Raw genomic sequence first — 26,690 nt, forward strand, 5'->3', positions numbered from 1 at the left:
TATTTTTAAAATCAATTTTACTTAATGATTTTCCTTCAATAATTCCTTAGGAAATTGAGCTTGAAAGCGCTTTAATCTTGGGATAGAGACATTGCGTATATAACCATTATTTGGATGTAAACGCTCGTAGTTTTGATGGTAATCTTCAGCTACCCAAAACTTTTGAAAAGGATAGACTTCGGCGGCGATTTTAGCGTCTAGTTGTTTTGCCAAAGCTTGCTTTTTCTCTAAAATGATGTTCTTTTGCTCCTCATTTTGATAAAAAATAATGGAGCGGTATTGCGAGCCTTTATCTGGCCCTTGTCCGTTTACCTGTGTTGGGTTTTGCGATGCGAAATAAGCGTCAACAAGCGTTGAAAAGCTCACCACTTTTGGGTCGTAAATAACTTCTACGGCTTCGGCGTGTCCTGTACGGCCTGTGTTGCTGGCTTCATATGTTGGATTGTCGGTATAACCGCCAGAGTAGCCATTAATCACCTCGTCTACGCCTTTTATGCTTTCGTAAACTGCTTCTACACACCAAAAGCAACCGCTTGCAAAATACGCCTTTGCTTTTCCGTTTTCTAATGGTACTTCAACTGGTGTTGCGTTGATTACTTTTTGTTGCTTTTCGTTGTTTTGTGCTGCGTTTTGACAACTAAATAATAGCGCTAAGGCTAAAATGGTGAATAGGTTTCTCATTGTTTTTTCTTTTTCTAATAGACGTATAAAAATACAAAACCTTAAATGAGAAAATGTGAAAGTTGTTTTAAATATTGGTTTTACTTTGTTTTCAACTGCGTTCAAATTTTACAAATAAAAAAAGCCCTCAAATTTTGAAGGCTCTTAATTTTATTTGTGGAAATGGATTATATTTTAGAAAATAACTTTTCCATTTTTGCTTTTTGTTCTTCAGCTAATGCGGCATCTACTAATATTCTTCCACTATGCTCGTCTGTAATTACTTTTTTACGAGAAGCTATTTCTACCTGAACTTGAGGTGGAATTGTAAAGAAAGAACCACCCGAAGCACCTCTTTCGATAGGCACTACTGCTAAGCCATTTTTTACATTCTTGCGAATTCTGTCGTAAGCAGCAACTAAACGCTCTTCTATCTGAGTTTTGTACTCCTCTGACTTGGCAATTAAAGCTTGCTCTTCTTTTTCAGTTTCTGCTAAAATAGCATCTAACTCACCTTTTTTGTGCTTTAAATGTGTTTCGCGCTCTTTTAACTGATCTTTTGTAGCAGAAATTACTTCTTTCTTTTGCTCAATTTGTGCCTTAAATTCTTTGATGTGTTTTTCGGCTAACTGAATTTCTAGTTCCTGAAATTCTATTTCTTTAGAAAGTGAGTTGAATTCTCTGTTATTTCTAACATTTTTTTGTTGCTCACCGTATTTTTTAATAAGTGCCTTAGACTCTTCTATAAGGTTTTTTCTAGAGGAAATATCGTTGTCTATTACCGCTAAATCGTTTACTAATTTGTCTAATCTTATATTTAATCCGGCAACTTCGTCTTCTAAATCTCTCACTTCTAAAGGCAATTCTCCGCGTACATTTCTTATTTCGTCAATGCGAGAATCTATAAGTTGTAAATCGTAAAGAGCTCTTAAACGCTCTTCTACAGTAACTTCTTTCTTTTTAGCCATACTTTAAAAATACTTAACAGGATTGGTATTTGTCTTTGATAAAATGATTGCAAAATTAGTAATTTTTTTCGTAAGATACTCTACTAAAAGATTTTTTGTGAATTGTTCACTTTCATAATGCCCAATGTCGGCTAAAAGAATGCTATTTTCGGCTGCGAAAAAGTCGTGATATTTCAAATCGGCAGTCACAAAGGCATCAGCTCCCGCAGCTTTAGCACTAGTAATTGCAAAGCTCCCCGAGCCTCCTAAAACTGCTACTTTTTTAATGGTTTTGTTTAAAAATGTAGAATGACGAATACAGCCAGTTTTCATTGTAGTTTTAAGCTTGTTGAGAAAATCTGTTTCCGATAGCGGTGTTGACAAATCACCTATCATTCCCATACCTATATGTTGGTTTTTATTTTCTATGGTAACCACCTCATACGCTACTTCTTCATAAGAATGGCTATCGAACAACGTTTTTAAAACCCGTGATTCTAAGTGTTTAGGGAAAGTAATAGTAATTTTAGTTTCAGCTTCAGTATGCGTTGTGCCTTTTTTTCCAAGGCTTGGGTTAGAAGCTTCGTTGCCTTTAAACGTGCCGAAACCGTCTACGTTAAAACTGCAATTATCGTAATTACCAATGCTACCTGCGCCAACATTAAATAGAGCGACGCGCAATGCCTCTGCTTCATTTTTAGGCACATAAGTTGTTAGTTTTTTTATGGTATCGTTTTGTGGTATTAATATTTGTTTGTTTTGTAATTCCAATTGATTACAAATCATAGTATTCACACCGTTAAATGCATTGTCTAGTGCGGTGTGCATACTATAAATAGCAATATTGTGTTGTATAGCTTTCATTACAACACGCTCCACATATGTTTTGCCATTAAGTTTTTTTAAACCTTTAAAAATTATGGGATGAAAACTTACAATAAGGTTACAATTTTCTGCTATAGCTTCATCTACAACAGTTTCCAATGTGTCAAGTGTTACTAAAACTCCAGTCAATTCAGTGTTTTTATTACCTACTAAAAGACCAACATTGTCAAAGTCTTCGGCATAAGATAATGGCGCCAAAGTTTCTAAATGATTTATAACATCTTGTACAATCATAATTTATTTATTTGCTTCAAAGATAAAATATTATACATTCGCTTAAATGAAGCTGCTTAGAAAAATATTATTTCCCATAGTACCCATTTATTATCTGGTTACTTGGTTACGAAATAAGCTATACGATTTAGGTATGAAACTATCAACTTCTTTTGATGCGCCAGTAATTTGTGTAGGCAATTTAAGCGTTGGTGGAACTGGCAAAACGCCAATGATTGAATATTTAATTTCACTTCTAAAGGATGATTACAAGGTAGCAACCTTAAGTAGGGGCTACAAGCGCGAAACAAAGGGGTTTCAATTAGCAGAAAAAACAACTGCTATGGAAGCTATAGGTGACGAGCCATTTCAATTCCATAATAAGTTTGGGGGGTCTATTCGTGTTGCTGTTGATGGCAATCGTACTAATGGGATTAAACGTTTATTGCGTCTTGAACACGCTCCTGAGGTTATTTTGCTTGATGACGCATTTCAACACAGAAAAGTAAAGGCGGGCTTTAACGTTATGCTCACCACCTATAACCATCCTTTTTTTAAGGATATAGTTTTGCCAACTGGCAATTTGAGGGAGCCAAGAAAAGGTTACAAAAGAGCAGATATTATTATCGTTACCAAATGCCCAAACCATTTAAGTGATGTTGAAAAAGCAACATTTATTAAATGTATAAGGCCATTAAAAAAACAACATGTTTTTTTTAGCTCTATTGCGTATTCCAATGAAGTAGTATCTAAAACATCAAAAGTAGATTTATCTCATTTTAACGATTTTACTTTGGTGACAGGTATTGCCAATGCAACACCTTTAGTTGATTTTTTAAACTCTAAACACTTAAAGTTTAAGCACCTAAATTTCAAAGATCATCATGATTTTTCTCAGGAAGATATTTCTAAATTAGAATCTCTTAAGACCATACTCACTACGGAAAAAGATTTTATGCGTTTGCAGCGTTATAAATCTTTAGAGGACAAGTTGTTTTATTTGCCGATAACAATAAAAATTTCTGAAAGTGAGACGTTTAACGATTTAGTACACTCCTTTGTGAAATCATTTTAAGCAGTAGCGGATTTTTTATTCGACAAGGCATTGAAAAGCTTCTTTTCAAATTCTTCTTGTTTGAATGGTTTGGGGATAATATCGGTAAAGCCAGCTTCCTCAAACTCGTGCATTTTATCTTCAATAGTAACGGCTGTAAGTGCAAAAATGGTAAGTTCCTTATCAAAAGTCCTTACAATTTTAGTAGCCTCTATACCGCTAATTCCTGGCATATGAATATCCATTAAAATAATATCGTATTTGTTCTCTTTAATTTTATCAACTGCAGCTTCACCATTATCCACAATTTCACAGTTGAGCTCCATTTTAGTTAAAATCTTTTTGGTTATCATTTGGTTGATTTTGTTGTCTTCAACTACTAAAATTTTAACCGTACTTAAATCAATATTTTGTTTGGCTTCAAGTTGTTTAACTTCTTTTTTAACCAAAGTTTCTTTGGCTTCCTTGTATTCTAAAGGAATTTCGAAGAAAAATGTAGTGCCTTTTCCAAGTTCGCTCTGTAAATAAATTTTACCCTTTAAAATTTCAATTAAACCTTTAACAATAGATAGTCCTAAACCTGTGCCACCATATTTTCTGTTGATTTGAATGGAGCCTTGAGAGAAACTTTCAAACATATTATCCTGCTTCTCTTTAGTAATACCAATACCATTATCCTCTACTTCAAAACGAAGATTATAGGTGTCGTTTTCCTGACCTATTTTGTAAACTCTAATCCAAATATCGCCGTCCTTGGTAAACTTTATAGAGTTGCCGATAAGGTTAATCAATATTTGGGAAATCTTTAATTGGTCTGCAATAAAGTTTTCGGGCAGGTCTTTGTCGTATTCAAAATGAATCGTGATGTTGTTGTCTAATGCCGAATTATTAAGCGCTAAAATAATATTGTTAATCTTCTTTTTAAGATTAAAAGGTTCTGGCTCTACCTCTACCTTATTGGCTTCGATTTTATTAATTTGAAGGATGTCATTAATAAAAGTCAATAAATAATCACCGGAAAATTTAAGGGATTTTAAATGTTGTATTTGCTCGGGTTTTGGGTCTTCATCCAGTAGCATATTACTAAGGCCAGTTACGGCATAAAGCGGTGTTCTCAATTCATGTGTTACTGTAGATAAGAAATTTGCCTTTGTTTTAGAGGCAAGTTCTGCTTTTTCTTTGGCGATAATAAGCTCATTATTTTTCTTATGGAGCATATTATTCGTCTTTAACCTAATATTGTTGTTTTTGTATAATGAAAGTGTAAGTAATGATAGAATCGTAATGAGCGCAACACTAAGTATAGATATAAGCGTACTTAAATCATTTTTACTATTAGCTTCTTCTAACTGTGCCTTTTGTTTTTTATTACTTTCAATTTGATCATTAATCAAAAACTCTATCCTTTTTTCTGGGGAAAGATTGTCACGTTTTACATTTCTTAATGAATCTGATAGTCTTACATGAGATTTTAAATAATTGGTAGCCAATTCATAATTTTTAGTACTCTCATAGATATTGCTTAATACCAAAAGCCCAGAGTTTTCGACAGATTTTAATCCATTGGTTTTTGCAATCTCTAAACCTTCTTTGGTAAAACTTAATGCTTTTTCATGGTCGTTTAAAATATTATGAACCTTACCATGATGAACCAATGCGCTGCATAATGTGCTATTAAGGTTTTCCTTTCTGGAAAGCACAATAGCTTGTTCGATGAGTTCTCGAGCTTTTCTATAATTTTTCAGTTCAATATAAGCATTACCCTCAGCTAATAAAGTCCCAGCAAGTTCAGATTGCATCTGTTCTTCTTGAAATTTTGATTTGGCTGCGCGATAAGAGTCTAACGCTTGATAAATATTACCTTTTGCCATATAAACATCACCAAATGTTTTATACGAGCGACCAAGATTTTTGTTGTCGTTTATAATGCGTTGCATTTCAACTGCAGCAGTGAGTGCTTTTATTGCGGCGTCTTCTTCCTCTATAATTAAATGAAGATTTCCTTTCATGGATTGAATTAATCCAATACTTTTTTTGTTATCGGAATTTTGAGCCAGCTCTAGAGCTTCGTCAAGCGTTTTTTGTGCCTCAAAATATTTGAAGTTTTCAATGTCCTTTTGAGACTGCTCGATGCGGTAGTTGATGTTGTTTTGAATAATCTCAGGATCCTTCTCAATGGTATTTTGAGAGGATATCATGATTGATTGCAACATCAAAACAATAAATATGTATTGTTTTATTTGGGACATTTTTAGATTCAATAGGTCGACAAATATAAATATTTATTCGATAAAATACATTTTTTTATCGATAAATTACATATTTTTATTAATTAATATGCTTTTGAGCCTTATAAGATGACCGTACTAGAGCACTACTTTCTACATGTCTAAATCCTAAATCGAGACCTATTTCTTTGTATTCGTCAAACTCATCGGGGTTTATAAAGCGCTTAACAGGTAAATGTTTTTTACTTGGTTGTAGGTATTGTCCTATAGTTACAACATCCACATCATTTTCCCTTAAATCATGAAGCGTTTCTATAATTTCCTCTCGTGTTTCTCCCAAACCAAGCATAATTCCAGACTTTGTACGTCGTTGTCCTTGTTGTTTTAAGTATTTTAAAACCCCCATACTTCTGTCGTATTTCGCTTGAATACGTACTTCGCGTGTTAGTCGTCTTACGGTTTCAATATTATGAGACACTACTTCAGGAGCTACATTTATTATTCTATCAATATGCCTTTCAATTCCTTGGAAATCAGGAATAAGTGTTTCTAAAGTCGTTTCAGGATTCATTCTGCGTACAGCGTTTACGGTTTCCGCCCACATTATACTACCCATATCTTTTAAGTCGTCTCTATCAACGCTTGTTAATACGGCATGTTTAATATTCATTATTTTTATGGAGCGTGCTACTTTTTCTGGTTCGTCCCAATCAACAGTTTCGGGTCTTCCTGTTTTTACGCCACAAAAACCACAAGAGCGTGTACAGATGTTTCCCAAAATCATAAATGTGGCTGTACCTTCACCCCAACATTCACCCATATTTGGGCAGCTGCCGGATGTACAAATGGTATTTAGTTTGTACTTGTCAACTAGCCCTCTTAATTCAGTATATTTTTTTCCTGTTGGAAGCTTCACGCGCAACCATTTAGGTTTGCTTTGTCGCTCAGGTAATATATTAGAAATTGTTTCCTTTTCCATTGCTAAAAATTGAACTGCAAAGATACGAAGTATTCTGTTAAAAGGTAAGTTACAGTGTTGTAAGATACCAAGCACTAAAACCTATTAAAAAAAGGATACCAAACCAACTTAAAACATGCATATTTTTCGATGGTTGCCAATCTTTTGGAGTGTGTCGTCCTGAAATAAGAATGTAGTTGATAATAGCGTAAAATGGCGCTGTGATAAACGATAGAATTGTGGCAATTTTAATGAGCAGTCCCATTTCAGAACCTAAAAATAAAAAGATGTAAATAGTGCCCAGACAGAGCAAAACAATCCAAAATAGATATCCGAACTTAAACGTTCTATCCAAAAGCAATTCCGAAGTTCTATCCATGGCTCGTGGTGAAGCATCAAGTGTGGTTAGAGTTGTGCTAAACATAGTGGTAAATGCAGCAACCCCGATAATGATGTATGCCCAACTACCTAGACTTTTGGTATACATATCAATTAATTGGCCTGCGAAAATACCTGCCGAACTATGAAACGTTTCACCGCTACTAAACATTACTAAGGCGCCTAGGAGAACAAAACAGAAACCTAAAATGATGGTGCCAATATAACCAACGTTGAAATCGAATAGAGCACCTTTTGTAGAGAAATCTACCTGTGTCTTTTTCTTCTCCAATGTCCAGAGTGAATGCCAAACCGAAATATCTAAAGGTCCAGGCATCCAACCCATAAATGCAATTAAGAATGCAATTTCTAAACTGTTTTTTGGCAATACTTGAGCTATAGAAAGTGGTGTGCCAGTATTGAACATTGCCATTATTACAGCAGCAATAGTGCTGATGGATAGTATAATAATGATAACTTTAATAAGATTATCTAACAGTTTGTATTTTCCAAAAAGTAACAAAGTGAGGCAAATAGCCAAAATGAGTATAGACCAGATTTGAACGCTATTTAAAGCTACACCGCCTATTTGTGTAGTTTCAAATTCATAGAATAAAGTTGAAGCAATGCCTGCAGTAACTATGGTAACGGCCATTTGTATCACAAACATGGTGCCTAAGGTTAATACGTAATAGGCTATTAACGTGCTTTTGCCCAATTTTTTGTAGCCATCTAGCAAGCTTTCGCCCGTGGCTGCTGCATACCTTGGGCCATATTGAAAAAACGGATATTTAAAAAGTGTTACTAAAAATAAAGCCCAAATTAAGCCCAGACCAAAATCGGCACCAGCTCTCGTAGATTGTACCAAATGTGATACGCCAATGGCAGCGCCAGCAAAAAGTAAGCCCGGACCAAGATTTTTTAGTTTTTCAACCATTTTTATTAGTAATCACTTCAGCTAGCAGTTTTTTAGCACGAAGCAACTTTACTTTTACATTGTTTATGGGTTCGTTTAATTCTTTAGAAATTTCTTTATAACTCAACTCCTGGAAGTATCGGAGATTAATGACTTTTTGATAATGTGGTTTCAGTTTTTTAATGTCTCGAAGTAAATTGGCTAAATTTTGTTCAGTAATTAACTTGTCTTCAACAGTAGGCGATTCATCAAGGATTTGAAACGCTTTTCTATCGTCTTTTGAAATAATGTGTTTTATCGAGTTTTTTTCTTTTCTAACTAAATCAATATGAATGTTTTTGGAAATAGTAATCAACCAGGTTTTGAAAGTGTAATTTTCATCAAACGTTTCAATTCTATCGAAAGCCCTAGAGAAGGTTTGAATGGTAATATCCTCAGCATCATTTTCATTCTGAACGCGCTTTAGCTGAAATCCGTAAACATCGTCCCAATACAAATCCAATAGATAATTAAAGGCTTTTTGGTCGTTTTTTTTAGCGCGAGAGATGGCTTCGTTTATTTCCAATGGTTGGGTTTTGAAATAATATTTGATATAAAGATAGCTAATTGAGAAACAATTAAAAACAATTCTAGCACCGGTAGGAGTAAAATCAGGTCGGTTTCATTAAGTTTTTTTGCTGATAGTCCGTATGAAGAAAATTGACTTGCCAATCTTATTAAAATGAGTAAACATACAACAATTGGAAAATGCCAAAACGCCAGTAATAGAATAGATAATAGCCAAAATAAAAAGCTAGAGATATAAAATAATGCTAGAATAAATTTATGATTTAATTTGTAATGCTTTGCCGTAGAAATATGTCTGCGTTTCTGTCTTATCCAGCTTTTAAAAGACATTTTGGGAACTGATGTTGTAAAGCTATCAGGTGAAATACAAATACGTGTATTTGATTTTGTGGCGGCTTCATTTATGAATAAATCATCATCTCCCGAGTGGATGTTCATATGTTTCATAAAACCATTCACTTTAAAAAATTGTGCTTTTGTATAGGCTAAATTCCTGCCAACACCCATGTATGGCATTCCTATTTTTGCAAGAGAAAAGTAGGATATGGCAGCTATTAATGTTTCAAACCGAATAAGTTTATTTAATAGTGAATTTTTAATTTTTGAATAAGCCCCATAACCTAATACAATAGAGGTTTCAGAATTAAAATTGGAAACCATTTCTCTTATCCAATATTTTGAAAGGGGTTTGCAATCGGCATCTGTAAATAATAAAATATTATGTTCGGCCGCTTTTATACCAAGGGTTAATGGGTATTTTTTATTACCCCAAAAGATTTCAACGGGCTCTACATTAACAATTTTGATGTTTCGATGAGATTTTGAAAAGTCTTCCATAACCTCTAAAGTATCATCATGAGATCCATCGTTTATCAAAACAATTTGAAAATTCTCATACTCTTGCCGAATCACTGAGGGTAAAAACAATTTTAGGTTTTCAGCTTCATTCTTCGCACAAATAATTACGGATACGGGAGCTTTAGAATTTGTAACGACCGATTTAGGTTTGAAAAAAGCAAGTTTCCCAAAGACGTGCAATAAAAAGAACACTTGAATTAAAACAACTACAATAAGGGAGTAGAGTGCAATATCAAGAATAATCATCAATTAGTTGGAATGTTGCGGTTCATTACATTCGCTAAATTGATCTGGAGTTTTTCCACAAAAACCACAAGCCTCACCATCTTTATTTAACATTGGGTTTTGGCTAGCGCAGGTTCCTGCGAATTTACCATCTTTTTTTGCCCAAATTTTAATAGCAATACCAGCAACACCAACACCTAAAAGAAGTAATGTGATAAGTAGAAGTTTCATGAAATTTTATTTTGTGCAAAGATACAGATTTTACAAAAAAATGGCTGTAAAATACACATTATAATTAAGGTGTTGTGACGGTTTTATATTTTAGGTGTCTCATTACTAATGAAATATGTTTTTTAGTACTAACCAATTAAATATTATATCATCATGAAAAAATTATTTGCAGAATTTTTCGGAACATTTTGGCTGGTTTTTGGAGGTTGTGGTAGTGCAATTTTTGCCGCTGCCTTTCCAGAAGTTGGTATCGGGCTTTTAGGGGTATCGCTTGCATTTGGTTTAACAGTTTTAACCATGGCCTATGCTGTAGGGCATGTTTCTGGAGCGCATTTTAATCCAGCTGTATCATTAGGCTTATGGGCTGGAGGTAAATTTGAAGGAAAACATCTTTTAGGCTATATTATCGCACAACTTATTGGTGCCATTGCCGCTGCAGGAACACTTTACCTTATTGTTTCTGGTAAATCTGATTTTACTGACATTGGCGGTTTTGCAGCTAATGGTTATGGAGAATTATCTCCTGGAGGCTATAGCATGGTGTCGGTTTTGGTAACAGAATTTATACTTACTATGTTTTTTCTTTTAATTATTTTAGGAAGTACATACCCAAAAGCGCCAAAAGGATTTGCTGGTATCGCCATAGGTTTAGCGTTAACTTTAATTCACTTAATTAGTATTCCAATTTCAAATACATCAGTTAACCCAGCAAGGTCTACAAGTCAGGCCTTATTTGCTGGTGGAGATTTTACCGCACAATTGTGGTTGTTTTGGTTAGCTCCAATAGCTGGTGCAATAGTGGCTGGATTTATACATAAAACATTTTTCGATAAGGAATAAAGACAATAACCTTTAATAAGAGTTATTAATAGCAATTAAAAAGCCTCTTTTCATTTGGAAAAGAGGCTTTTTCAATATTAAAGCGATGCTAATTTGCTTTTTATTGTAAGCTAATTTCTGCTACAGTGTTTTCTAATGATGCTACCGCATTACCACCTTTAGGTTCTATGGTAATATTTAAGCCTCTTGCATTTTCCGTAAACGGAATTCTCTTTAATTGTCTGTCGGTTTCGTTCAAAATACCTAAACTCACCATTTTACCTTGTAAATCTGCCCAGATTTGATAGCATTGTTCTTCAGGTAATTGCGGAAGCGATACCACATCAATCATAGATGTTTTTTCCTTAGGGTTAATATAGGCAACAGTTTTTAAGTTTCTAGCACGATTGTTACCTTTCATAATATATTTGTAGGTATCTGGATCGTTTAAACGCTTAAACTGCTCCATAACGGCGTCCAACTTTTTGTTGTTCATTTCTATATCACTTCTCAAATCAAATATTTCATCGACAACCACCTGATTTTCTTCAGCTAGCTTTTGATTTTGATTGTAGAATAAATACGTGCTTGCCGCAAACACAATGGCTGCAACACTAGCGGCAATGCTTAATTTATACCATTTTTGGTATCTTTCCCTGCGCGTTAGTTTTATAACTGGTGGATCAAGTTCTTCTAATACATTATCTAAAATATATTTCGGCGCTTCTACAGCATTGCTTTTTGCAACAATTTCTAGGTTATGTTGCAGTGTGTTATATGCGTTTTGTACTTCTGGATATTTTGAAATGTAGGTTTCAACCTGTGTCGTTTCGGCAGCAGTTGTTGTGCCCATTAGATATTTATCTAACAGACCTGAATTTAAAAAAGTAGTTATTTTCTCATTCATGACTTGGTTTAATTAAGGATTGTAAATTTTTTTCAATTCCCGCAATCCAATTTTTAATCTCGATTTTATAGTCCCCAACGGAATATCTAGCTCATCGCTGGCTTCCTGTTGTGTCATACCTTCAAAAAATAGCGCATTAATCACTATTTGATACTTCTCATCCAAGGTGCCTAAATGCTTTTTAATATCTAAAACATCTTGGTTTAAAGAGTTCGTTGTAATTTTATATACGCTAGAATTGTCGATTTGGACTTCTTTCTCGGTTTTATTTTTTAAAGACCTGGTTTTATCAATAGCTGTATTGTATGCAATTCGGTAAAGCCAAGTAAACAATTTGGCCTTAGAGGCATCGTATTTTTTTGCATAACGCCAAATTTTTACAAATGTTTCCTGTAAAACGTCTTGTGCTGTTTCTTCATCAGTAATCACCTTTCGTATCACGCCATAAAGTGCATCAGCATAGTTTTCATAAAGTAAAGAAATAGCACGTTTGTCGCTATTTTTCAATAAACTAACTATTTCTTTTTCTATGTTTGAAATCAATGTAAGGTGGTTTAATTAGTTGTTGCTTAATTAGAACTGATAAACGCCAAAGTTAGAAATTTATTTAAACTACAGGATATTTACTTCAGCTTCAATTGAAATGCCAAACACACGTAAAACAGTTTTCTGAATTAATTTTGAAAGCTTTAGAATATCAGAGCCTTTGGCGTCTCCATAATTTACAAGAACTAAAGCTTGTTTTTTATGCACGCCATAATTGCCAAAGCGTTTCCCTTTAAATCCTGCTGTTTCAATAAGCCAACCAGCTGGAACTTTTACTTCACTTTCTGAAATAGGATAGCTTGGGATGTTCTTAAAATTCTCCTGAAGTTTTTCAAATTTTACTTTTGAAATTACTGGGTTTTTGAAAAAACTTCCGCTGTTACCAATATCCTTCGGGTTTGGTAATTTACTCTCTCTAATGGCAATAACTGCTTTTGAAATATCTTGAATAGTTGGGTTTTTAATGTTTTGAGCTTCCAATTCTGAAGTTATGGCGCCATAAGCTACACTAAGTTTGTGTTTATGCTTCGTAAGTTTAAATACCACAGAAGTGATACTATATTGTCCTTTTACGTCATTTTTAAAAATGGAATTTCTATAACCAAAATTGCATTCATCTTTAATAAACGTTTTTGCCTGTAGGGTTTCAATGTGTATGGCGTCACAGGATATAAAAGTGTCTTTTAATTCTATGCCGTAGGCACCAATGTTTTGAATGGGTGCAGTACCAACGTTACCAGGGATGAGCGATAGGTTTTCGAGCCCGCCAAAATCTCTTTCCAAACACCATAACACAAACTCATGCCAGTTTTCACCAGCATTTGCCTTTACCCAAACAAAATGGTCATCTTCATTTTCTATAGTAATGCCTTTCAGGTTTATGTGTATTACAAGTTTTTTTTGGTCTTGTGTAAGTAGCATATTGCTGCCCCCTCCTAAAAGTAACTTTTTCGGAAAATGCTTTAGGGCTAAAACCTCTTTTAATTCTTCAATGGTTGACACTGCAACAAAATGCTCTGCTTTTACATTAATACCAAATGTATTGTAGTTTTTTAAAGATATATTTTTTTCAATTTGTATCAATCTTTATACACTTTTAGGCCTTCCTTAATAATATTAGCAGCTTTTATCAAGCTTTTTTTGTTAAGTACGTAAGCAATTCTAATTTGGTTGATTCCTACACCAGGTGTAGAATAGAAACCTCCAGCAGGAGCAACCATAACCGTTTCATTATCAATGCTAAATGATTCTAGAAGCCATTGGGCAAAATAATCCGCATTTTTTATGGGAAGCTCTGCAATACAATAGAAAGCACCTTTTGGTATAGCAACTTTTACACCGTCAATGTTTTGTAATTCAGCAATTAAAGTATCTCGTCGCTCAATATATTCTTGCTTCACATCGTCAAAATAGCTTTGGGGTGTGCTTAGCGCAGCTTCACTGGCAATTTGTGCATATGTTGGCGGACTAAGACGTGCTTGGGCAAATTTTAAAACCGTATGTCTTACGATTTCATTTCTAGTAACCAAACATCCAATTCTAGCACCACACATGCTGTACCGTTTAGAAACAGAATCAATCATTATGGTGTGTTCATCTAAATCTTCTAATTCCATAATAGAATAATGGGAGTTGCCATCATATGTAAACTCTCGGTAAACTTCATCTGAAATTAAAAACAAATCGTGCTTTTTAACTAAAGCTGCCAATTGCTCAATTTCTTCTTTGGAATATAAGTAGCCTGTAGGGTTGCCAGGGTTGCAAATCATTATGGCTTTAGTGCGTGCAGTAATTAATTTTTCAAATTCTGCTATTGCTGGTAATGCAAAATTATCTTCAATTTTAGAAACTATAGGTCTTACCTTTATACTTGCAGCTGTGGCAAATGCAATATAATTGGCATAAAAAGGTTCGCATATAATTACTTCGTCATCAGGATCCATAATACTTCCAAATATAAAAGCAATGGCTTCACTTGCTCCAGTAGTTACAATTATATCGTTATGCGATACTGAAATATTATGGTGTGCGTAGTAATTTGCAATCTTTTTTCTATAGGTATCAGAACCTTCAGAACGTGAATAAGATAAAATCTCAACATCATTTTCCTTAACTGCTTTTAGGGCTACTTCTGGGGTTTTAATATCAGGCTGACCAATATTGAGATAATAGATAAATTTACCTTCTGCTTCAGCTTTTTCAGCATAAGGCACAAGTTTGCGTATAGGAGATTCAGGCATATTTCGCCCTTTATGAGATATTGAAGGCATGTAAAAACTGTTAAGCGGCAAAGTTGCAAAAATTATCTTAAAATTTTTTTAAAAAACGAAGCTAAATTAACAACACACTGTAAAGATTTGTAACTTGATTTGGAATAGATTGTTGTAATTATAATGAAGCGGTTTTTATTTATAATGTTTTTTTGCCTTGGGTGTTTTAGTACCGCATTAGCTCAAGGGCATTTCATGGTTCATAATAAAAAGGGAAAGGATAAAATTAGTTTCAAGCTAATTAATAACCTTATTGTATTTCCTGTTGAGGTAAATGGTGTAGAACTTTCGTTTATTCTAGATACAGGCGTTAGTAAGCCCATTATCTTCAACATAGTTAATGTTTCCGATAGTTTAAACATAAAAAATACTGAAACCATTCTTTTAAGAGGTTTAGGTGGAGGCGCTTCAATTGAAGCATTAAAATCAAAGCATAATGTCATAAAAATTGGCGATGCCATTAAGGTAGATCAAGATTTATATGCTATTTACAGCAAATTTTTAGATTTTACCCCAAAATTAGGTGTGCCAGTGCACGGTATCATAGGTTTTGATGTTTTAAAGGATTTAATTGTTGAAATAAATTACTCCAAACGGTTTTTAAAACTGCACAACCCATACAAGTTTGTCTATAAAGACTGCCCCAATTGTGAAGTGTTTAATTTAGAATTTTACAACAATAAGCCATACATATACGGTATGGTGTATAACAATAAAGAGAATATTCCTGTGAAACTTTTAATTGATACAGGAGGGAGCGATGCGTTATGGCTTTTTGAAAATGAAGAAAAAAAAATAACATCTGGCAATCAATATTTTGATGATTTTTTAGGGCATGGACTTAATGGCAGTGTGTATGGTAAGCGTTCTAAAATTGATGCATTTTCCTTAAAGGATTTCAGGTTGAAAAATGTAAATGTAGCGTACCCAAATGCTGAATCCATTAATTTTAATAATATGATGGAAGACCGCAATGGTAGTATTTCTGGAAACATATTAAAACGTTTTAATGTTATTCTAGATTATGCTAGAGCAAAAATAACATTGAAAAAAAACAGCAACTTTAAAAAGCGCTTTAGTTATAATAAATCGGGTATTGTTCTGGAGTATAATGGTTACAGGTTTGTAAAAACTAGGAATAAGGGTATTGAGATAAAAAATCAAGGATATAACGATCCTGAAAGTCCAAATTATATAGCATTACATAATAATTACGAAATAAGCTTAAAACCGGCGTTTGCTATTGTAGAATTGCGGAAAGGTTCGCCAGCGGAAAAAGCAGGCTTGTTAAAAGGGGATGTGATTTTAAATATTAATGGTAAAAGCACACATAATTATTCGTTACAACAGATTACTCGGTTCTTTCATGCAGAAGAAGGAAAAACAATAAAGCTTGTTGTAGACAGAGACGGTTATAAACGTACATTTAGTTTTAAGTTAGAAAACCCATTGCATAAAAAAACCTAGACAATTTTGTCTAGGTTCTTTATTTTATAAAAGTAGTTTTTTTATTGTTCAATAACACTTTTATCCTTTTTTTCTAGAACGCTGCTCTTAGTAGGGTCAATCACTAAACCTTTAATTTTTAAAGCAACAGTAGGTGTTTCTGCATTAGACATTACTGTAATAGTTTTTCTAATCGGATTCACTCTATTTGTGTCATATTTTACTTCTATCTCCCCTGTTTCACCTGGCATTATTGGTGCATCAGGCTTTTTAGGAATAGTACATCCACAACTAGAACTAACTTTAGATATAATTAAAGGTGCATTCCCTGTATTGGTAAATTCAAATGTTCTTACACCGTTCGAGCCTTTTTCTATAGTACCATAATCGATGGTAGTATCCTTAAACTCAATTTTTGCTACTTTCTCTTGAGCATTAAGTGAAAAACTAATTAACCCTACAAATAAAAGTGTAAATAAATGTTTCATCTTTTTGTATTTAATGGTTATTATTTTGTTGTAAACATAGGTACTTTTTCCACAACTTGCAAAAATAATAGACGAATTGCATTAATCTTAACATATAGCGCTTCATGCTTTGCTTTCACAGGAAAAGAAATATAAGTACTTTTGCCAACTAAAAGTCAAAAACTGTTCCAAAGTATGCAAATTCCATCAAAATACGATGCAAGTAGGGTAGAAGATAAGTGGTATGATTACTGGATGAAACACAATTATTTTCATTCAACACCTGATGAAAGAGAGCCTTATACTATAGTAATTCCACCGCCGAATGTTACAGGTGTATTGCACATGGGGCATATGCTAAACAACACTATTCAGGATGTGCTAATACGTCGGGCAAGATTGCAAGGAAAAAATGCATGTTGGGTTCCTGGTACAGACCACGCATCTATTGCTACCGAAGCTAAAGTAGTGGCAAGACTTAAAGAACAGGGTATTGATAAAAATGATTTAAGTCGAGAAGAATTTTTAAAGCATGCCTGGGATTGGACACACGAATACGGCGGTGTTATTTTAGAGCAATTAAAAAAGTTAGGATGCTCCTGCGATTGGGATCGTACTAAGTTTACTATGGATGACGACATGTCAGAAGCCGTCATTAAAGTTTTTGTTGATTTGTACAATAAAGGCTTGATTTATCGCGGGTACCGTATGGTGAATTGGGATCCTGAAGCTAAAACTACATTGTCAGATGAAGAGGTAATCCATGAGGAACGACAAGGTAATTTATACTACATAAACTATAAAATAGAAGGAAGTGATGATACGTTAACTATCGCTACTACCAGACCTGAAACTATTTTTGGTGATACTGCTATTTGTATTAACCCAAATGATGAACGTTTTAAGCATCTAAAAGAAAGAAAGGCCATTGTGCCTATTTGTAATCGTGTGGTGCCAATTATAGAAGATGAATATGTAGATTTAGAGTTTGGTACAGGATGTTTAAAAGTAACACCAGCACATGATGAAAATGACAAAGTTTTAGGCGATAAACATAATTTGGAGGTTATTGATATTTTTCACGATAATGCCTCTTTAAACAGTTATGGTTTACAGTTTGAAGGCTTAGATCGTTTTGAAGCGAGAAAAGCAGTTGCCAAAGAATTGGAGAGTTTAGGCGTTTTGGTAAAAACCGAAATCCATATTAATAAAGTAGGAACTTCGGAGCGTACTAAAGCAGTTATTGAACCGAGATTAAGCGATCAATGGTTCTTAAAAATGGAAGACTTAGTAAAACCTGCTATTAAAGCAGTTTTAGGCGAAGATAATGCAATACAGTTATTTCCTAAAAAATTCGAAAACACGTATCGTCACTGGATGGAAAATATTCGCGATTGGAATATTTCTCGTCAGTTACTTTGGGGGCAACAAATTCCTGCCTATTTCTATGGTGATGGAAAAGAGGATTTTGTAGTTGCCGAAACTATAGAAGATGCTGTTACATTAGCACGGGTTAAAACTTCAAACTCCAAGTTGCTAGCGTCTGACTTAACACAAGATAAAGATGCTTTAGATACTTGGTTCTCCTCATGGTTGTGGCCAATGAGTGTTTTTGATGGTATTAGAAACCCAGAAAACGAAGAGATAAATTACTATTACCCAACTAACGATTTGGTAACTGGTCCAGATATTCTATTCTTTTGGGTAGCACGTATGATAATTGCTGGTTATGAATTTAGGGGTGAAAAACCATTTGAAAATGTGTATCTCACTGGTTTGGTAAGAGATAAGCAACGCAGAAAAATGAGCAAATCGCTTGGGAACTCACCAGACGCCTTAAAATTAATTGAAGCATATGGTGCAGATGGAGTTCGTGTTGGTTTGTTGTTGAGTTCTGCAGCGGGTAACGATTTATTGTTTGATGAAGCATTATGCCAACAAGGAAAAGCCTTTGGGAACAAGATCTGGAATGCATTCCGATTGGTGCAAGGTTGGGAAATAAATGAAAGTTTAGGGCAACCCGAAACTGCAATAGTAGGATTAGAGTGGTATGAAGCTAAATTTCAAAAAGCTTTAGCGGAAATTGAAGATCACTTTAATAAGTACCGGTTAAGTGATGCCTTAATGACGATTTACAAATTAATCATGGACGATTTTTCATCATGGTTATTGGAAATTGTTAAACCAGCTTACCAACAACCAATTGATGCTAAAACCTATAATGCTGTAATTAATGCCTTTGAAAACAATTTAAAAGTATTGCATCCTTTTATGCCGTTTTTAACTGAAGAAATTTGGCAATTTATTTCTGAAAGAACTCCGGAAGAAGCTTTAATAATCGCTAAATGGCCAGAACATAAATCTGTAAATTCTGCATTAATTTCTGAATTTGATTTTGCTTCAGAAGTTATTTCTGGGATTAGAAACATTAGAAAACAAAAGAATATTGCATTTAAAGATGCAATTCCCTTTTCAATAATTAACAACGAAAATGCAACACCGACTTTTGATGCAGTAATTGCTAAATTAGGTAATCTTGAAGCTATAGACTATGTAAATGAAGCAGTAGATGGGGCATTGACCTTTCGTGTAAAATCCAACGAATATTTTGTACCCATGGCTGGTGCAATAGATATTGAAGCAGAAATTAATAAGCTAACGGAAGAATTGAATTATACTGAAGGGTTCCTAAAATCTGTTCAAAAAAAATTATCAAACGAACGTTTTGTGAATAACGCACCAGAGCAAGTCGTGGCAAGCGAAAAGAAAAAGGAAGCCGATGCCTTGGCTAAAATAGATACAATAAAGGCTAGTTTAGCAAGTTTAAAGTAAATACCATTTTTTCTGCTTTGTAGAAAGATTCTACATTAGGTTCTACTCAAGACTAGAACTAATATAATGTAGATATGAGAAAAAAATGTCCTGATAATAGATTGTTATCAGGACATTTTTATGTTAAGATGCTTCCATCTTTAAAATAAATGAATGTTTAGTCCTCAACCAAAACCCAATCACCTTTAGCAATTAGAGGTTCGGCTTGTTTGTATTTTAAAGTTTTGTTTTCACCGTTGATAACGTGCTTTATGGTAACGCGATCGTTGCGTCCAATTTTTGGTCTGTCACGTACTATAGTTTCTACAATTTGTGGCTGACGTTGGGTGTTACCAGCAGCTCTACTTTGTGAAGAACGTTCGTCCAAATTAGGAATTTCCTCTTTAGAGGTCTCTACTTTTTCACGTTTTCTCGCTCTGGCTTCTTGAATAGTATCTTGTGTTTCCTGAGGTAATTCACCTTTAAATAAGAATGAAATTACATCTTTATTCACTTCGTCAATCATAGCTTTAAACAATTCGAAAGCCTCAAATTTATAAATCAATAATGGGTCTTTTTGCTCATGAACTGCTAACTGTACCGATTGTTTCAATTCGTCCATTTTACGTAAATGGGTTTTCCAAGCGTCATCAATAATAGCAAGTGTAATGTTTTTTTCAAAATCGGTAATTAGTTGTTTACCATTGGTTTCATAAGCTTTTTGTAAATCGGTAACCACATTTAAGCTTTTTACGCCATCGGTAAAGGGCACTACAATACGCTTAAATTTATCACCTTGATTTTCATATACATTTTTAATCACAGGAAATGCAATTTCCGCATTGCGCTCCATTTTTTCCCTGTAGCTTTCAAAAGCTGTTTTGTAAATTTGAGAGGTAATCTCTTGAGACGATAACTTTCCAAATTCCTCTTCTGAGATAGGAGAACTCATAGAGAAATAACGAATCAATTCAAACTCAAAGTTTTTAAAGTCGTTAGCATCTTTATTGGTTTGCGAAATATTTTCCGAAGTATCAAAAATCATATTTGCTAAATCCACTCTAAGACGTTCCCCATGTAAAGCATGCTTACGACGTTTGTAAACCACCTCACGCTGTGCATTCATTACATCATCATATTCTAATAAACGCTTACGAACCCCAAAGTTGTTTTCCTCAACTTTTTTCTGTGCACGCTCAATAGATTTAGAAATCATGGAGTGCTGAATAACTTCGCCTTCCTTTAGGCCCATGCGGTCCATCATTTTCGCTATACGCTCACTACCAAACAAACGCATTAAGTTATCTTCAAGAGATACATAAAACTGAGAACTTCCAGGATCTCCTTGACGACCTGCACGACCACGCAACTGCCTATCTACACGACGTGAATCATGGCGCTCTGTGCCAACAATAGCTAAACCACCGGCTGCCTTTACTTCATCAGATAATTTAATATCTGTACCACGACCGGCCATATTTGTTGCTATGGTTACTTGCCCAGATTTCCCTGCCTGATCTACAATCTCAGCTTCTCTTTTGTGTTGTTTCGCGTTTAAGATGTTATGTGGAATCTTACGAATACTCAACATCTTTCCAAGTAATTCTGATATTTCAACAGAAGTTGTACCAATTAATACTGGGCGACCAGCTTGTGATAACTTGGTAACTTCATCAATAACAGCATTATATTTTTCACGTTTAGTTTTATACACCAAATCGTCTCTGTCGTCACGGGCAATAGGACGATTTGTTGGTATCTCAACAACATCTAATTTGTAAATTTCCCAGAATTCGCCAGCTTCTGTAACAGCTGTACCCGTCATACCAGATAGTTTGCGATACATTCTGAAGTAATTTTGTAAGGTAACAGTGGCGAAAGTTTGTGTAGCGTCTTCAATTTTCACATTCTCCTTAGCTTCAATCGCTTGATGTAGTCCGTCAGAATAACGGCGCCCATCCATAATACGACCCGTTTGCTCATCTACAATCATCACCTTGTTGTCCATCACAACATATTGGGTGTCTTTCTCAAAAAGCGCATAGGCTTTTAACAATTGATTTAAAGTATGAATCCGCTCAGACTTTACACCAAACTCCTTAAATAGCTCCTCTTTCAGTTCAGCTTCTTTTTCTTTTTCAAGATTTTGTTCTTCAATTTTTGCTATTTCTATACCTATTTCTGGCAGTACAAAGAAATCGGGATCGTTCTTTCCGGAGATATATTCAATACCTTTATCGGTCAATTCAATCTGATTATTTTTTTCTTCAATCACATAATACAATTCCGCATCTACCTTTGGCATTTCGCGATTATTGTCCTGCATATAAAAGTTTTCGGTTTTCTGCAATAACTGCTTTACACCTTCTTCAGACAAAAATTTAATTAAGGCCTTGTTTTTCGGCATACCACGATACACACGCAATAATTGAAAACCTCCTTCTTTATCATCACCTTCTTTAATTAATTTTTTGGCTTCAGCTAAAACACCTGTTAAATATTTACGTTGTACGGCAACTATATCATCAACTTTTGGTTTTAGTTCATTAAACTCATGTCGGTCTCCTTTAGGAATTGGACCTGAAATAATTAATGGTGTACGTGCATCATCTACCAAAACAGAATCCACTTCATCCACAATAGCATAGTGGTGTGGACGTTGCACCAAATCTTCAGGAGCGTGCGACATGTTATCACGTAAGTAATCAAAACCAAATTCGTTGTTTGTACCGTAGGTAATGTCGGCATTGTAAGCTTTTCGTCGTGCTGCGGAGTTTGGTTGGTGGTAGTCTATGCAATCTACACTCATACCATGAAATTCAAAAATGGGGGCCATCCAAGCGCTATCACGTTTTGCTAAGTAATCATTTACTGTAACCAAATGTACACCCTTCCCAGCAAGAGCGTTTAAATATACAGGTAGTGTAGCTACAAGTGTTTTACCTTCACCAGTTTGCATTTCGGCAATTTTACCTTGGTGTAAAGCTATACCACCAATTAATTGCACGTCGTAGTGCACCATGTCCCAAGTAATAGGTTTTCCTGCGGCATCCCAGGAGTTGGCCCAGGTAGCATTATCACCATCAAGCGTTACGTATGTTTTTTCACCAGATAAACTTCTGTCGAACTCGTTAGCTTTAACAGTAATTTCAGTATTGTTTACAAAACGTTTCGCGGTTTCCTTAACTACGGCAAAGGCTTCTGGTAAAATCTCATTTAAAACATCTTCGGTAATCGCATAGGCATCATCTTTAAGTTTGTCAACTTCCTCATAAATATCTTCACGTGCATCAATGTCTTCAGTGTTTTCAGCTTCTTCTAAAAGATTGGAAATCTGTTCGTCTATAGTCTTATTTGCCTCAGCAATTTTAGCCTTAAACTCTGCCGTTTTTCCTCTTAACTCATCGTGTGATAAGGCTTCAAGTGCACTTTCAAAAGTCTTAATTTCATCAACTATTGGCGTTATCGCCTTAACGTCTTGTTTTGATTTGTCTCCAACAAATACTTTTAAGACCGAATCTAAAAATCCCATACTGTATATTTTTATATTTACTTATCATTCTGAATGCAATAAAGAATCTAATACATTTATTGAGATTCTTCGCTTCAATCTAAATGACAAAAGTTTTATTTAATTGTCTAGTGGCAACGCTTTACGTAAGCGCTTTCAAAGATACATTTTGTTCTACTTTTTCGGGTTGAAATGGACAAAAAAAAAGCCTCAAATCGAGACTTTTTAATAATTCTTTATGCTTTGTATTTAATATTCATCTTCATTCCAGAGGTAATCCTCGTCGGTTGGATAATCAGACCAGATTTCTTCAATCGAATCGTATGAGTCACCTTCATCTTCAATAGACTGTAAGTTTTCTACAACTTCCAACGGTGCTCCTGTTCTAATAGCGTAATCTATCAATTCGTCCTTTGTGGCTGGCCATGGCGCATCACTTAAATACGATGCTAATTCTAAAGTCCAATACATTTCTTAATGTTTAATTTTTTGCAAAAATAATTTTTTAGTTTAAACACACAAGAAAAAAGTAAAATATTTAATCATTAATTAAAAGAACGTATCTCTTTGTACTCTAAACATCATGAAATTATTTACGTATCGTTAATAATAACGGAACATAACAGCTTTTTAAGTAATTAATTTGGGCGTTACCACAACACTTCGACAAGCTCAGTGCAAGCGGTCGGGCTTTCACTACTCGCTCTCTGTGAGGAGCTCAAACATACCGTTCAATCCCTAACGCGAAGTTAATTACGTCTATTTGCTGTAAAATTTAGATTAATGAAAGCCGTTTTTACCTCTTTTCAGGAATCCATTTAATTTCATTTGCTTGTAAATCATGTGACAACTTTCGTGCCAGTACAAAAAGGTAGTCAGAAAGGCGGTTAAGGTACTTTAAAGCATTATCCTCAAAAGGTTCTAAGTCATACAGCGCAGAAGCTAATCGTTCTGCACGTCTACAAACACAACGGGCTATATGACAGAATGACACCGTTTGGTGGCCACCAGGAAGCACAAAATGCGTCATTGGTGGTAAGGCCTTATTCATGGTGTCCATTTCCTGCTCTAAAAGTTCAATATCGGCGGCTTTTATTTTTTCAATGTTTAAACGTTCTTTACCATTTTTCAGAATAGCTTTTTCTGGATCGGTTGCTAAAATTGCTCCAACAGTAAAAAGTTTATCTTGAATAGTCATTATTAGTTCTTGGTAATGCTTATGGATATCTTGATCTCGAATTAACCCCAAATGTGAGTTGAGTTCATCAACAGTGCCATAACTATCGATTCGAATATGGTGTTTTGGTACGCGCGTTCCGCCAAAAAGAGCTGTAGTGCCTTTATCTCCTGTTTTTGTGTAAATTTTCATTTCTTTTCTCGCAATGACGTAAAACCGTCAAAATTTTAGTCAAATTTAAGGGAAATATGGCGAAAGGACTAATTCCAAAAAATATCTTTTACTAAAGATGGGCTTCAATATCTTTACTTACTCATCTTTTTTCATGCAGTTCCTTCTAAACATGGCATTTTTATGTTTACGCTCTCGCTTTTTACTTAGCATATTGGAAATTATTCTTATTAAAAGAAAAATACTCGCAAGAATTAGGATATCAATCATTTAAATCGGTTTCTGCATTTCGTTAAAGTTGTCTTTAAACAAACTGTCTTATTTCTGAACCTATAGTAAAAACTGTAATAATTATAAATAATAATTTGTATTTATAACGAGATCATATTTTCATTTAAAATTAAGAAATTAAAGTTTTTTTAGAAGAAAAAATTTACATTTGTTACTACACAAACACCAAACTTCATGAAGAAAATTACGTTAGCGATCCTCTGGCTGTTAGGGGCTTCTGTTTTCTTGCAAGCACAATCATACATAGGGTTTAATTCAGATAATTATAGTGGTGTAAACGCCATTACTTTAAACCCAGCAAATATTACTGATTCACCTTACAAATTCGATATAAATATAGTAGGACTAAGTGCGTTTGGAAGTAACGATTATTTTGGTGTAAATATATTTGATACGTTTAAGGATGGCTATAGCTTTGATTTAGAGTCGACTAAGTCTCCAAGAGATGATAATAGAGGTGCTGGAAATATTGATATTTTAGGACCTTCGTTAATGTTTAATCTTACTCAAAATAGTACAGTTGCTATTTTTACTAGAGGACGATTATTTATTAATGCTAATGATATTGATGGTGCAACCATGGCTTCTATAGATGATGATACCACTAAAGATTACAATATAAATGAAGAAGCGTTTAATGGCGTGGGGCATTCGTGGGCAGAATTTGGTGTGGCCTATGCCAGAACTATTTTAATGAACAATCGTAGTAAATTAAAAGGTGGTTTTTCATTGAAATATTTAAAGGGTTTAGGTAGTGCCTATGCATTTGCAGAAAATGTAACCTTTATTTATGATTACGACGGCACAGATTTAGGCGGAGGTAACACCACAGGAAGTATTTCCTCTTCTGGAACATTAAATATAGCTCGTTTTGAAGAGTTTGATTCAGATAATTACGACTATAAGTCACCTAAAAACTCAAGTGGGTTTGGATTTGATTTTGGAGTAACGTATGATTGGAATCCAGATGGGTTTTCTGGAGAAGGCGTAAATGATTATAAAATAAGAGTTGCTGCAAGCGTTACAGATATTGGGTACGTTAACTACAAAAATGGTATTAAGGAGATTTATAATATTAATAATACCAATGTAAGTGAGGAAGATTATAGAAATGCTGAAAGTATTGGTGATTTCCTGAACGATTTTTATACTAAGGGAGAGGCAGGTACTGGGTACAAAATTGATTTGCCTTCTGCGCTTCACATCAATTTTGATTGGAATTTGAATTCAAAACTGTTTTTAAACTTCAATTCGGATGTTTCCTTAATGTCTGCAAATAGGATTACTGCCAACCGCATTATAAATACTTATTCCTTAACACCGCGTTACCAAAGTAAATGGTTTAGTTTTTATTTGCCTTTTAGCATGGTTGAGCGCAATGGTTTACGGCTGGGGGCAGGTTTAAGGGCAGGGCCTTTATATGTTGGTTCTGGATCTGTGATTTCAGCATTTGCTAGTGATGATAACCAACAGGCCGATGTGTATGCGGGGTTGAAAATCCCATTTTACAAAAACACGTCTAAAGATAAAGATGAAGATGGTGTTGTAGATAAAGAGGATGAATGTCCTAACGCATTTGGACCTGAAGAAAATAATGGTTGCCCATGGGGCGATAAGGATGACGATGGTATTTTAGATAACGAAGATACTTGTCCCGACCAGGCGGGCCCTATTGAGAACAAAGGCTGCCCTTGGAAAGATACTGATGGCGATGGTGTTATTGATAAAGATGACGAATGTATGTTTGAAGCTGGTACAATTCCAAACAATGGTTGTCCCGAAGAAGAGGTGACTGAAGAAGTTCAAAAAAGTCTAAATGCCTTTGCAAGAACTATTCTGTTTGATTCTAATACGGCTATGATAAAAACGGAATCTACTGGTGTTTTGAATGAGATCGTATCAATTTTAAAAGAGTATCCAAGTTCTGGATTTACTATCGAAGGCCATACGGATAGTACTGGTGGTGATGAGTTAAATAGAGAGCTATCAGAAGCTAGAGCCAATGCTGTAAAAGACTTTTTGGTAAGAAACGGAATAGATACAAACAGGTTGCTTACCGTTGGTTACGGAGAAAGTAAACCTATTTTTAGCAATAAAACACGATATGGAAGATCAAGAAATAGAAGGGTTGAAATCAATTTAATTGATTAATCA

Annotated in this window: 22 protein-coding genes; 5 read left to right on the forward strand and 17 right to left on the reverse strand. The window is 34.6% G+C overall.

All coding sequences use genetic code 11. The features are described 5' to 3' along the window. Positions 1-21: 21 nt before the first annotated feature. The 3 genes from msrA to BMY39_RS05425 all read right to left on the reverse strand — a co-directional run bounded on the left by msrA (position 22) and on the right by BMY39_RS05425 (position 2,726). Complete coding sequence (msrA, locus tag BMY39_RS05415; protein WP_092577713.1) at positions 22-681, reverse strand: peptide-methionine (S)-S-oxide reductase MsrA; 660 nt, start codon at positions 679-681, stop codon at positions 22-24. Between the two features lie 167 nt (positions 682-848). Beyond that, positions 849-1,628: a zinc ribbon domain-containing protein gene (locus BMY39_RS05420; protein ID WP_092576666.1), complete on the reverse strand. Its 780-nt coding sequence runs from the start codon at positions 1,626-1,628 to the stop codon at positions 849-851. A gap of 3 nt (positions 1,629-1,631) precedes the next feature. Continuing rightward, positions 1,632-2,726, reverse strand: a complete 1,095-nt coding sequence (locus tag BMY39_RS05425) for a Nif3-like dinuclear metal center hexameric protein (RefSeq protein WP_092576669.1) — start codon at positions 2,724-2,726, stop codon at positions 1,632-1,634. Between the two features lie 46 nt (positions 2,727-2,772). Between BMY39_RS05425 and lpxK the strand changes: the two genes are divergently transcribed. Then, positions 2,773-3,780: a tetraacyldisaccharide 4'-kinase gene (gene lpxK / locus BMY39_RS05430; protein ID WP_092576672.1), complete on the forward strand. Its 1,008-nt coding sequence runs from the start codon at positions 2,773-2,775 to the stop codon at positions 3,778-3,780. Here the strand turns inward: lpxK and BMY39_RS05435 are convergent. The 6 genes from BMY39_RS05435 to BMY39_RS05460 all read right to left on the reverse strand — a co-directional run bounded on the left by BMY39_RS05435 (position 3,777) and on the right by BMY39_RS05460 (position 10,120). Beyond that, entirely contained in the window at positions 3,777-5,972 is a 2,196-nt protein-coding gene (locus tag BMY39_RS05435; protein WP_245738173.1) for a tetratricopeptide repeat-containing hybrid sensor histidine kinase/response regulator, read from the reverse strand. The genes lpxK and BMY39_RS05435 overlap by 4 nt on opposite strands. Before the next feature lie 115 nt (positions 5,973-6,087). After that, the gene (gene lipA / locus BMY39_RS05440; RefSeq protein WP_092576678.1) at positions 6,088-6,966 is read right to left on the reverse strand and encodes a lipoyl synthase; all 879 of its coding nucleotides are present in this window, start codon (positions 6,964-6,966) and stop codon (positions 6,088-6,090) included. A 49-nt stretch (positions 6,967-7,015) separates the two neighbouring features. Continuing rightward, positions 7,016-8,260, reverse strand: a complete 1,245-nt coding sequence (locus BMY39_RS05445; protein WP_092576684.1) for an NRAMP family divalent metal transporter — start codon at positions 8,258-8,260, stop codon at positions 7,016-7,018. Continuing rightward, positions 8,253-8,804 carry an RNA polymerase sigma factor gene (locus BMY39_RS05450; RefSeq protein ID WP_092576687.1) on the reverse strand — a complete coding sequence of 184 codons (552 nt, stop codon included), beginning with the start codon at positions 8,802-8,804 and terminating at the stop codon, positions 8,253-8,255. Before BMY39_RS05450 ends, BMY39_RS05445 begins: the two co-directional genes overlap by 8 nt. Then, a complete protein-coding gene (locus BMY39_RS05455) occupies positions 8,795-9,910 on the reverse strand; it encodes a glycosyltransferase (RefSeq protein ID WP_092576692.1) in 1,116 nt (371 codons plus the stop codon). Before BMY39_RS05455 ends, BMY39_RS05450 begins: the two co-directional genes overlap by 10 nt. A gap of 3 nt (positions 9,911-9,913) precedes the next feature. After that, complete coding sequence (locus BMY39_RS05460; protein ID WP_092576697.1) at positions 9,914-10,120, reverse strand: membrane or secreted protein; 207 nt, start codon at positions 10,118-10,120, stop codon at positions 9,914-9,916. A gap of 153 nt (positions 10,121-10,273) precedes the next feature. On the opposite strand from BMY39_RS05460, the gene aqpZ reads away from it, so the two are divergent. Continuing rightward, entirely contained in the window at positions 10,274-10,960 is a 687-nt protein-coding gene (gene aqpZ / locus BMY39_RS05465) for an aquaporin Z (RefSeq protein WP_177176547.1), read from the forward strand. 100 nt (positions 10,961-11,060) lie between these two features. On the opposite strand, the gene BMY39_RS05470 is transcribed toward aqpZ, so the two are convergent. The 4 genes from BMY39_RS05470 to BMY39_RS05485 form a co-directional block, all read right to left on the reverse strand. Next, positions 11,061-11,846, reverse strand: coding sequence for an anti-sigma factor (locus tag BMY39_RS05470; protein ID WP_092576707.1), 786 nt, complete (start codon positions 11,844-11,846; stop codon positions 11,061-11,063). A 12-nt stretch (positions 11,847-11,858) separates the two neighbouring features. Continuing rightward, positions 11,859-12,389, reverse strand: coding sequence for an RNA polymerase sigma factor (locus BMY39_RS05475; RefSeq protein ID WP_092576713.1), 531 nt, complete (start codon positions 12,387-12,389; stop codon positions 11,859-11,861). Positions 12,390-12,458: 69 nt separating this feature from the next. Continuing rightward, on the reverse strand, positions 12,459-13,472 hold the full coding sequence (murB, locus tag BMY39_RS05480) for a UDP-N-acetylmuramate dehydrogenase (RefSeq protein WP_092577716.1): 1,014 nt from the start codon (positions 13,470-13,472) through the stop codon (positions 12,459-12,461). Beyond that, positions 13,472-14,662 carry a pyridoxal phosphate-dependent aminotransferase gene (locus tag BMY39_RS05485; RefSeq protein WP_092576717.1) on the reverse strand — a complete coding sequence of 397 codons (1,191 nt, stop codon included), beginning with the start codon at positions 14,660-14,662 and terminating at the stop codon, positions 13,472-13,474. Before BMY39_RS05485 ends, murB begins: the two co-directional genes overlap by 1 nt. Positions 14,663-14,857: 195 nt before the next feature. Here BMY39_RS05485 and BMY39_RS05490 point away from each other — a divergent pair, with 195 nt between their 5' ends. Next, a complete protein-coding gene (locus BMY39_RS05490) occupies positions 14,858-16,129 on the forward strand; it encodes an aspartyl protease family protein (protein WP_245738174.1) in 1,272 nt (423 codons plus the stop codon). A 41-nt stretch (positions 16,130-16,170) separates the two neighbouring features. Here the strand turns inward: BMY39_RS05490 and BMY39_RS05495 are convergent, their stop codons facing one another. After that, positions 16,171-16,596: a DUF1573 domain-containing protein gene (locus BMY39_RS05495; RefSeq protein ID WP_092576723.1), complete on the reverse strand. Its 426-nt coding sequence runs from the start codon at positions 16,594-16,596 to the stop codon at positions 16,171-16,173. Between the two features lie 174 nt (positions 16,597-16,770). Here BMY39_RS05495 and BMY39_RS05500 point away from each other — a divergent pair, with 174 nt between their 5' ends. Further along, entirely contained in the window at positions 16,771-19,407 is a 2,637-nt protein-coding gene (locus BMY39_RS05500) for a valine--tRNA ligase (RefSeq protein ID WP_092576727.1), read from the forward strand. A 157-nt stretch (positions 19,408-19,564) separates the two neighbouring features. Here BMY39_RS05500 and secA read toward each other — a convergent pair whose 3' ends face one another. From secA to BMY39_RS05515, 3 genes are all read right to left on the reverse strand, one after another. Further along, on the reverse strand, positions 19,565-22,918 hold the full coding sequence (gene secA, locus BMY39_RS05505) for a preprotein translocase subunit SecA (RefSeq protein WP_092576731.1): 3,354 nt from the start codon (positions 22,916-22,918) through the stop codon (positions 19,565-19,567). 228 nt (positions 22,919-23,146) lie between these two features. After that, positions 23,147-23,368: a DUF2795 domain-containing protein gene (locus BMY39_RS05510; protein WP_019387375.1), complete on the reverse strand. Its 222-nt coding sequence runs from the start codon at positions 23,366-23,368 to the stop codon at positions 23,147-23,149. Between the two features lie 325 nt (positions 23,369-23,693). Then, a complete protein-coding gene (locus tag BMY39_RS05515) occupies positions 23,694-24,266 on the reverse strand; it encodes a cob(I)yrinic acid a,c-diamide adenosyltransferase (protein WP_092576735.1) in 573 nt (190 codons plus the stop codon). A gap of 444 nt (positions 24,267-24,710) precedes the next feature. Here BMY39_RS05515 and BMY39_RS05520 point away from each other — a divergent pair, with 444 nt between their 5' ends. Beyond that, positions 24,711-26,687, forward strand: a complete 1,977-nt coding sequence (locus BMY39_RS05520) for a DUF5723 family protein (protein WP_092576738.1) — start codon at positions 24,711-24,713, stop codon at positions 26,685-26,687. Positions 26,688-26,690: the final 3 nt, after the last annotated feature.

It is taken from the genome of Hyunsoonleella jejuensis (assembly GCF_900111025.1).
Lineage (GTDB): Bacteria > Bacteroidota > Bacteroidia > Flavobacteriales > Flavobacteriaceae > Jejuia > Jejuia jejuensis.

Bases quoted from the DNA above. Each gene is read 5' to 3' on its own strand.
- BMY39_RS05425 (WP_092576669.1), bottom strand. From the start codon at position 2,726: ATGATTGTACAAGATGTTATAAATCATTTAGAAACTTTGGCGCCATTA.
- BMY39_RS05455 (WP_092576692.1), bottom strand. From the start codon at position 9,910: ATGATTATTCTTGATATTGCACTCTACTCCCTTATTGTAGTTGTTTTA.
- BMY39_RS05470 (WP_092576707.1), bottom strand. From the start codon at position 11,846: ATGAATGAGAAAATAACTACTTTTTTAAATTCAGGTCTGTTAGATAAA.
- BMY39_RS05420 (WP_092576666.1), bottom strand. From the start codon at position 1,628: ATGGCTAAAAAGAAAGAAGTTACTGTAGAAGAGCGTTTAAGAGCTCTT.
- BMY39_RS05485 (WP_092576717.1), bottom strand. From the start codon at position 14,662: ATGCCTTCAATATCTCATAAAGGGCGAAATATGCCTGAATCTCCTATA.
- BMY39_RS05500 (WP_092576727.1), top strand. From the start codon at position 16,771: ATGCAAATTCCATCAAAATACGATGCAAGTAGGGTAGAAGATAAGTGG.
- BMY39_RS05490 (WP_245738174.1), top strand. From the start codon at position 14,858: ATGGTTCATAATAAAAAGGGAAAGGATAAAATTAGTTTCAAGCTAATT.
- msrA (WP_092577713.1), bottom strand. From the start codon at position 681: ATGAGAAACCTATTCACCATTTTAGCCTTAGCGCTATTATTTAGTTGT.
- BMY39_RS05445 (WP_092576684.1), bottom strand. From the start codon at position 8,260: ATGGTTGAAAAACTAAAAAATCTTGGTCCGGGCTTACTTTTTGCTGGC.
- BMY39_RS05520 (WP_092576738.1), top strand. From the start codon at position 24,711: ATGAAGAAAATTACGTTAGCGATCCTCTGGCTGTTAGGGGCTTCTGTT.
- secA (WP_092576731.1), bottom strand. From the start codon at position 22,918: ATGGGATTTTTAGATTCGGTCTTAAAAGTATTTGTTGGAGACAAATCA.
- BMY39_RS05435 (WP_245738173.1), bottom strand. From the start codon at position 5,972: ATGTTGCAATCAATCATGATATCCTCTCAAAATACCATTGAGAAGGAT.
- lpxK (WP_092576672.1), top strand. From the start codon at position 2,773: ATGAAGCTGCTTAGAAAAATATTATTTCCCATAGTACCCATTTATTAT.
- BMY39_RS05515 (WP_092576735.1), bottom strand. From the start codon at position 24,266: ATGAAAATTTACACAAAAACAGGAGATAAAGGCACTACAGCTCTTTTT.
- lipA (WP_092576678.1), bottom strand. From the start codon at position 6,966: ATGGAAAAGGAAACAATTTCTAATATATTACCTGAGCGACAAAGCAAA.
- BMY39_RS05460 (WP_092576697.1), bottom strand. From the start codon at position 10,120: ATGAAACTTCTACTTATCACATTACTTCTTTTAGGTGTTGGTGTTGCT.
- aqpZ (WP_177176547.1), top strand. From the start codon at position 10,274: ATGAAAAAATTATTTGCAGAATTTTTCGGAACATTTTGGCTGGTTTTT.
- BMY39_RS05510 (WP_019387375.1), bottom strand. From the start codon at position 23,368: ATGTATTGGACTTTAGAATTAGCATCGTATTTAAGTGATGCGCCATGG.
- BMY39_RS05495 (WP_092576723.1), bottom strand. From the start codon at position 16,596: ATGAAACATTTATTTACACTTTTATTTGTAGGGTTAATTAGTTTTTCA.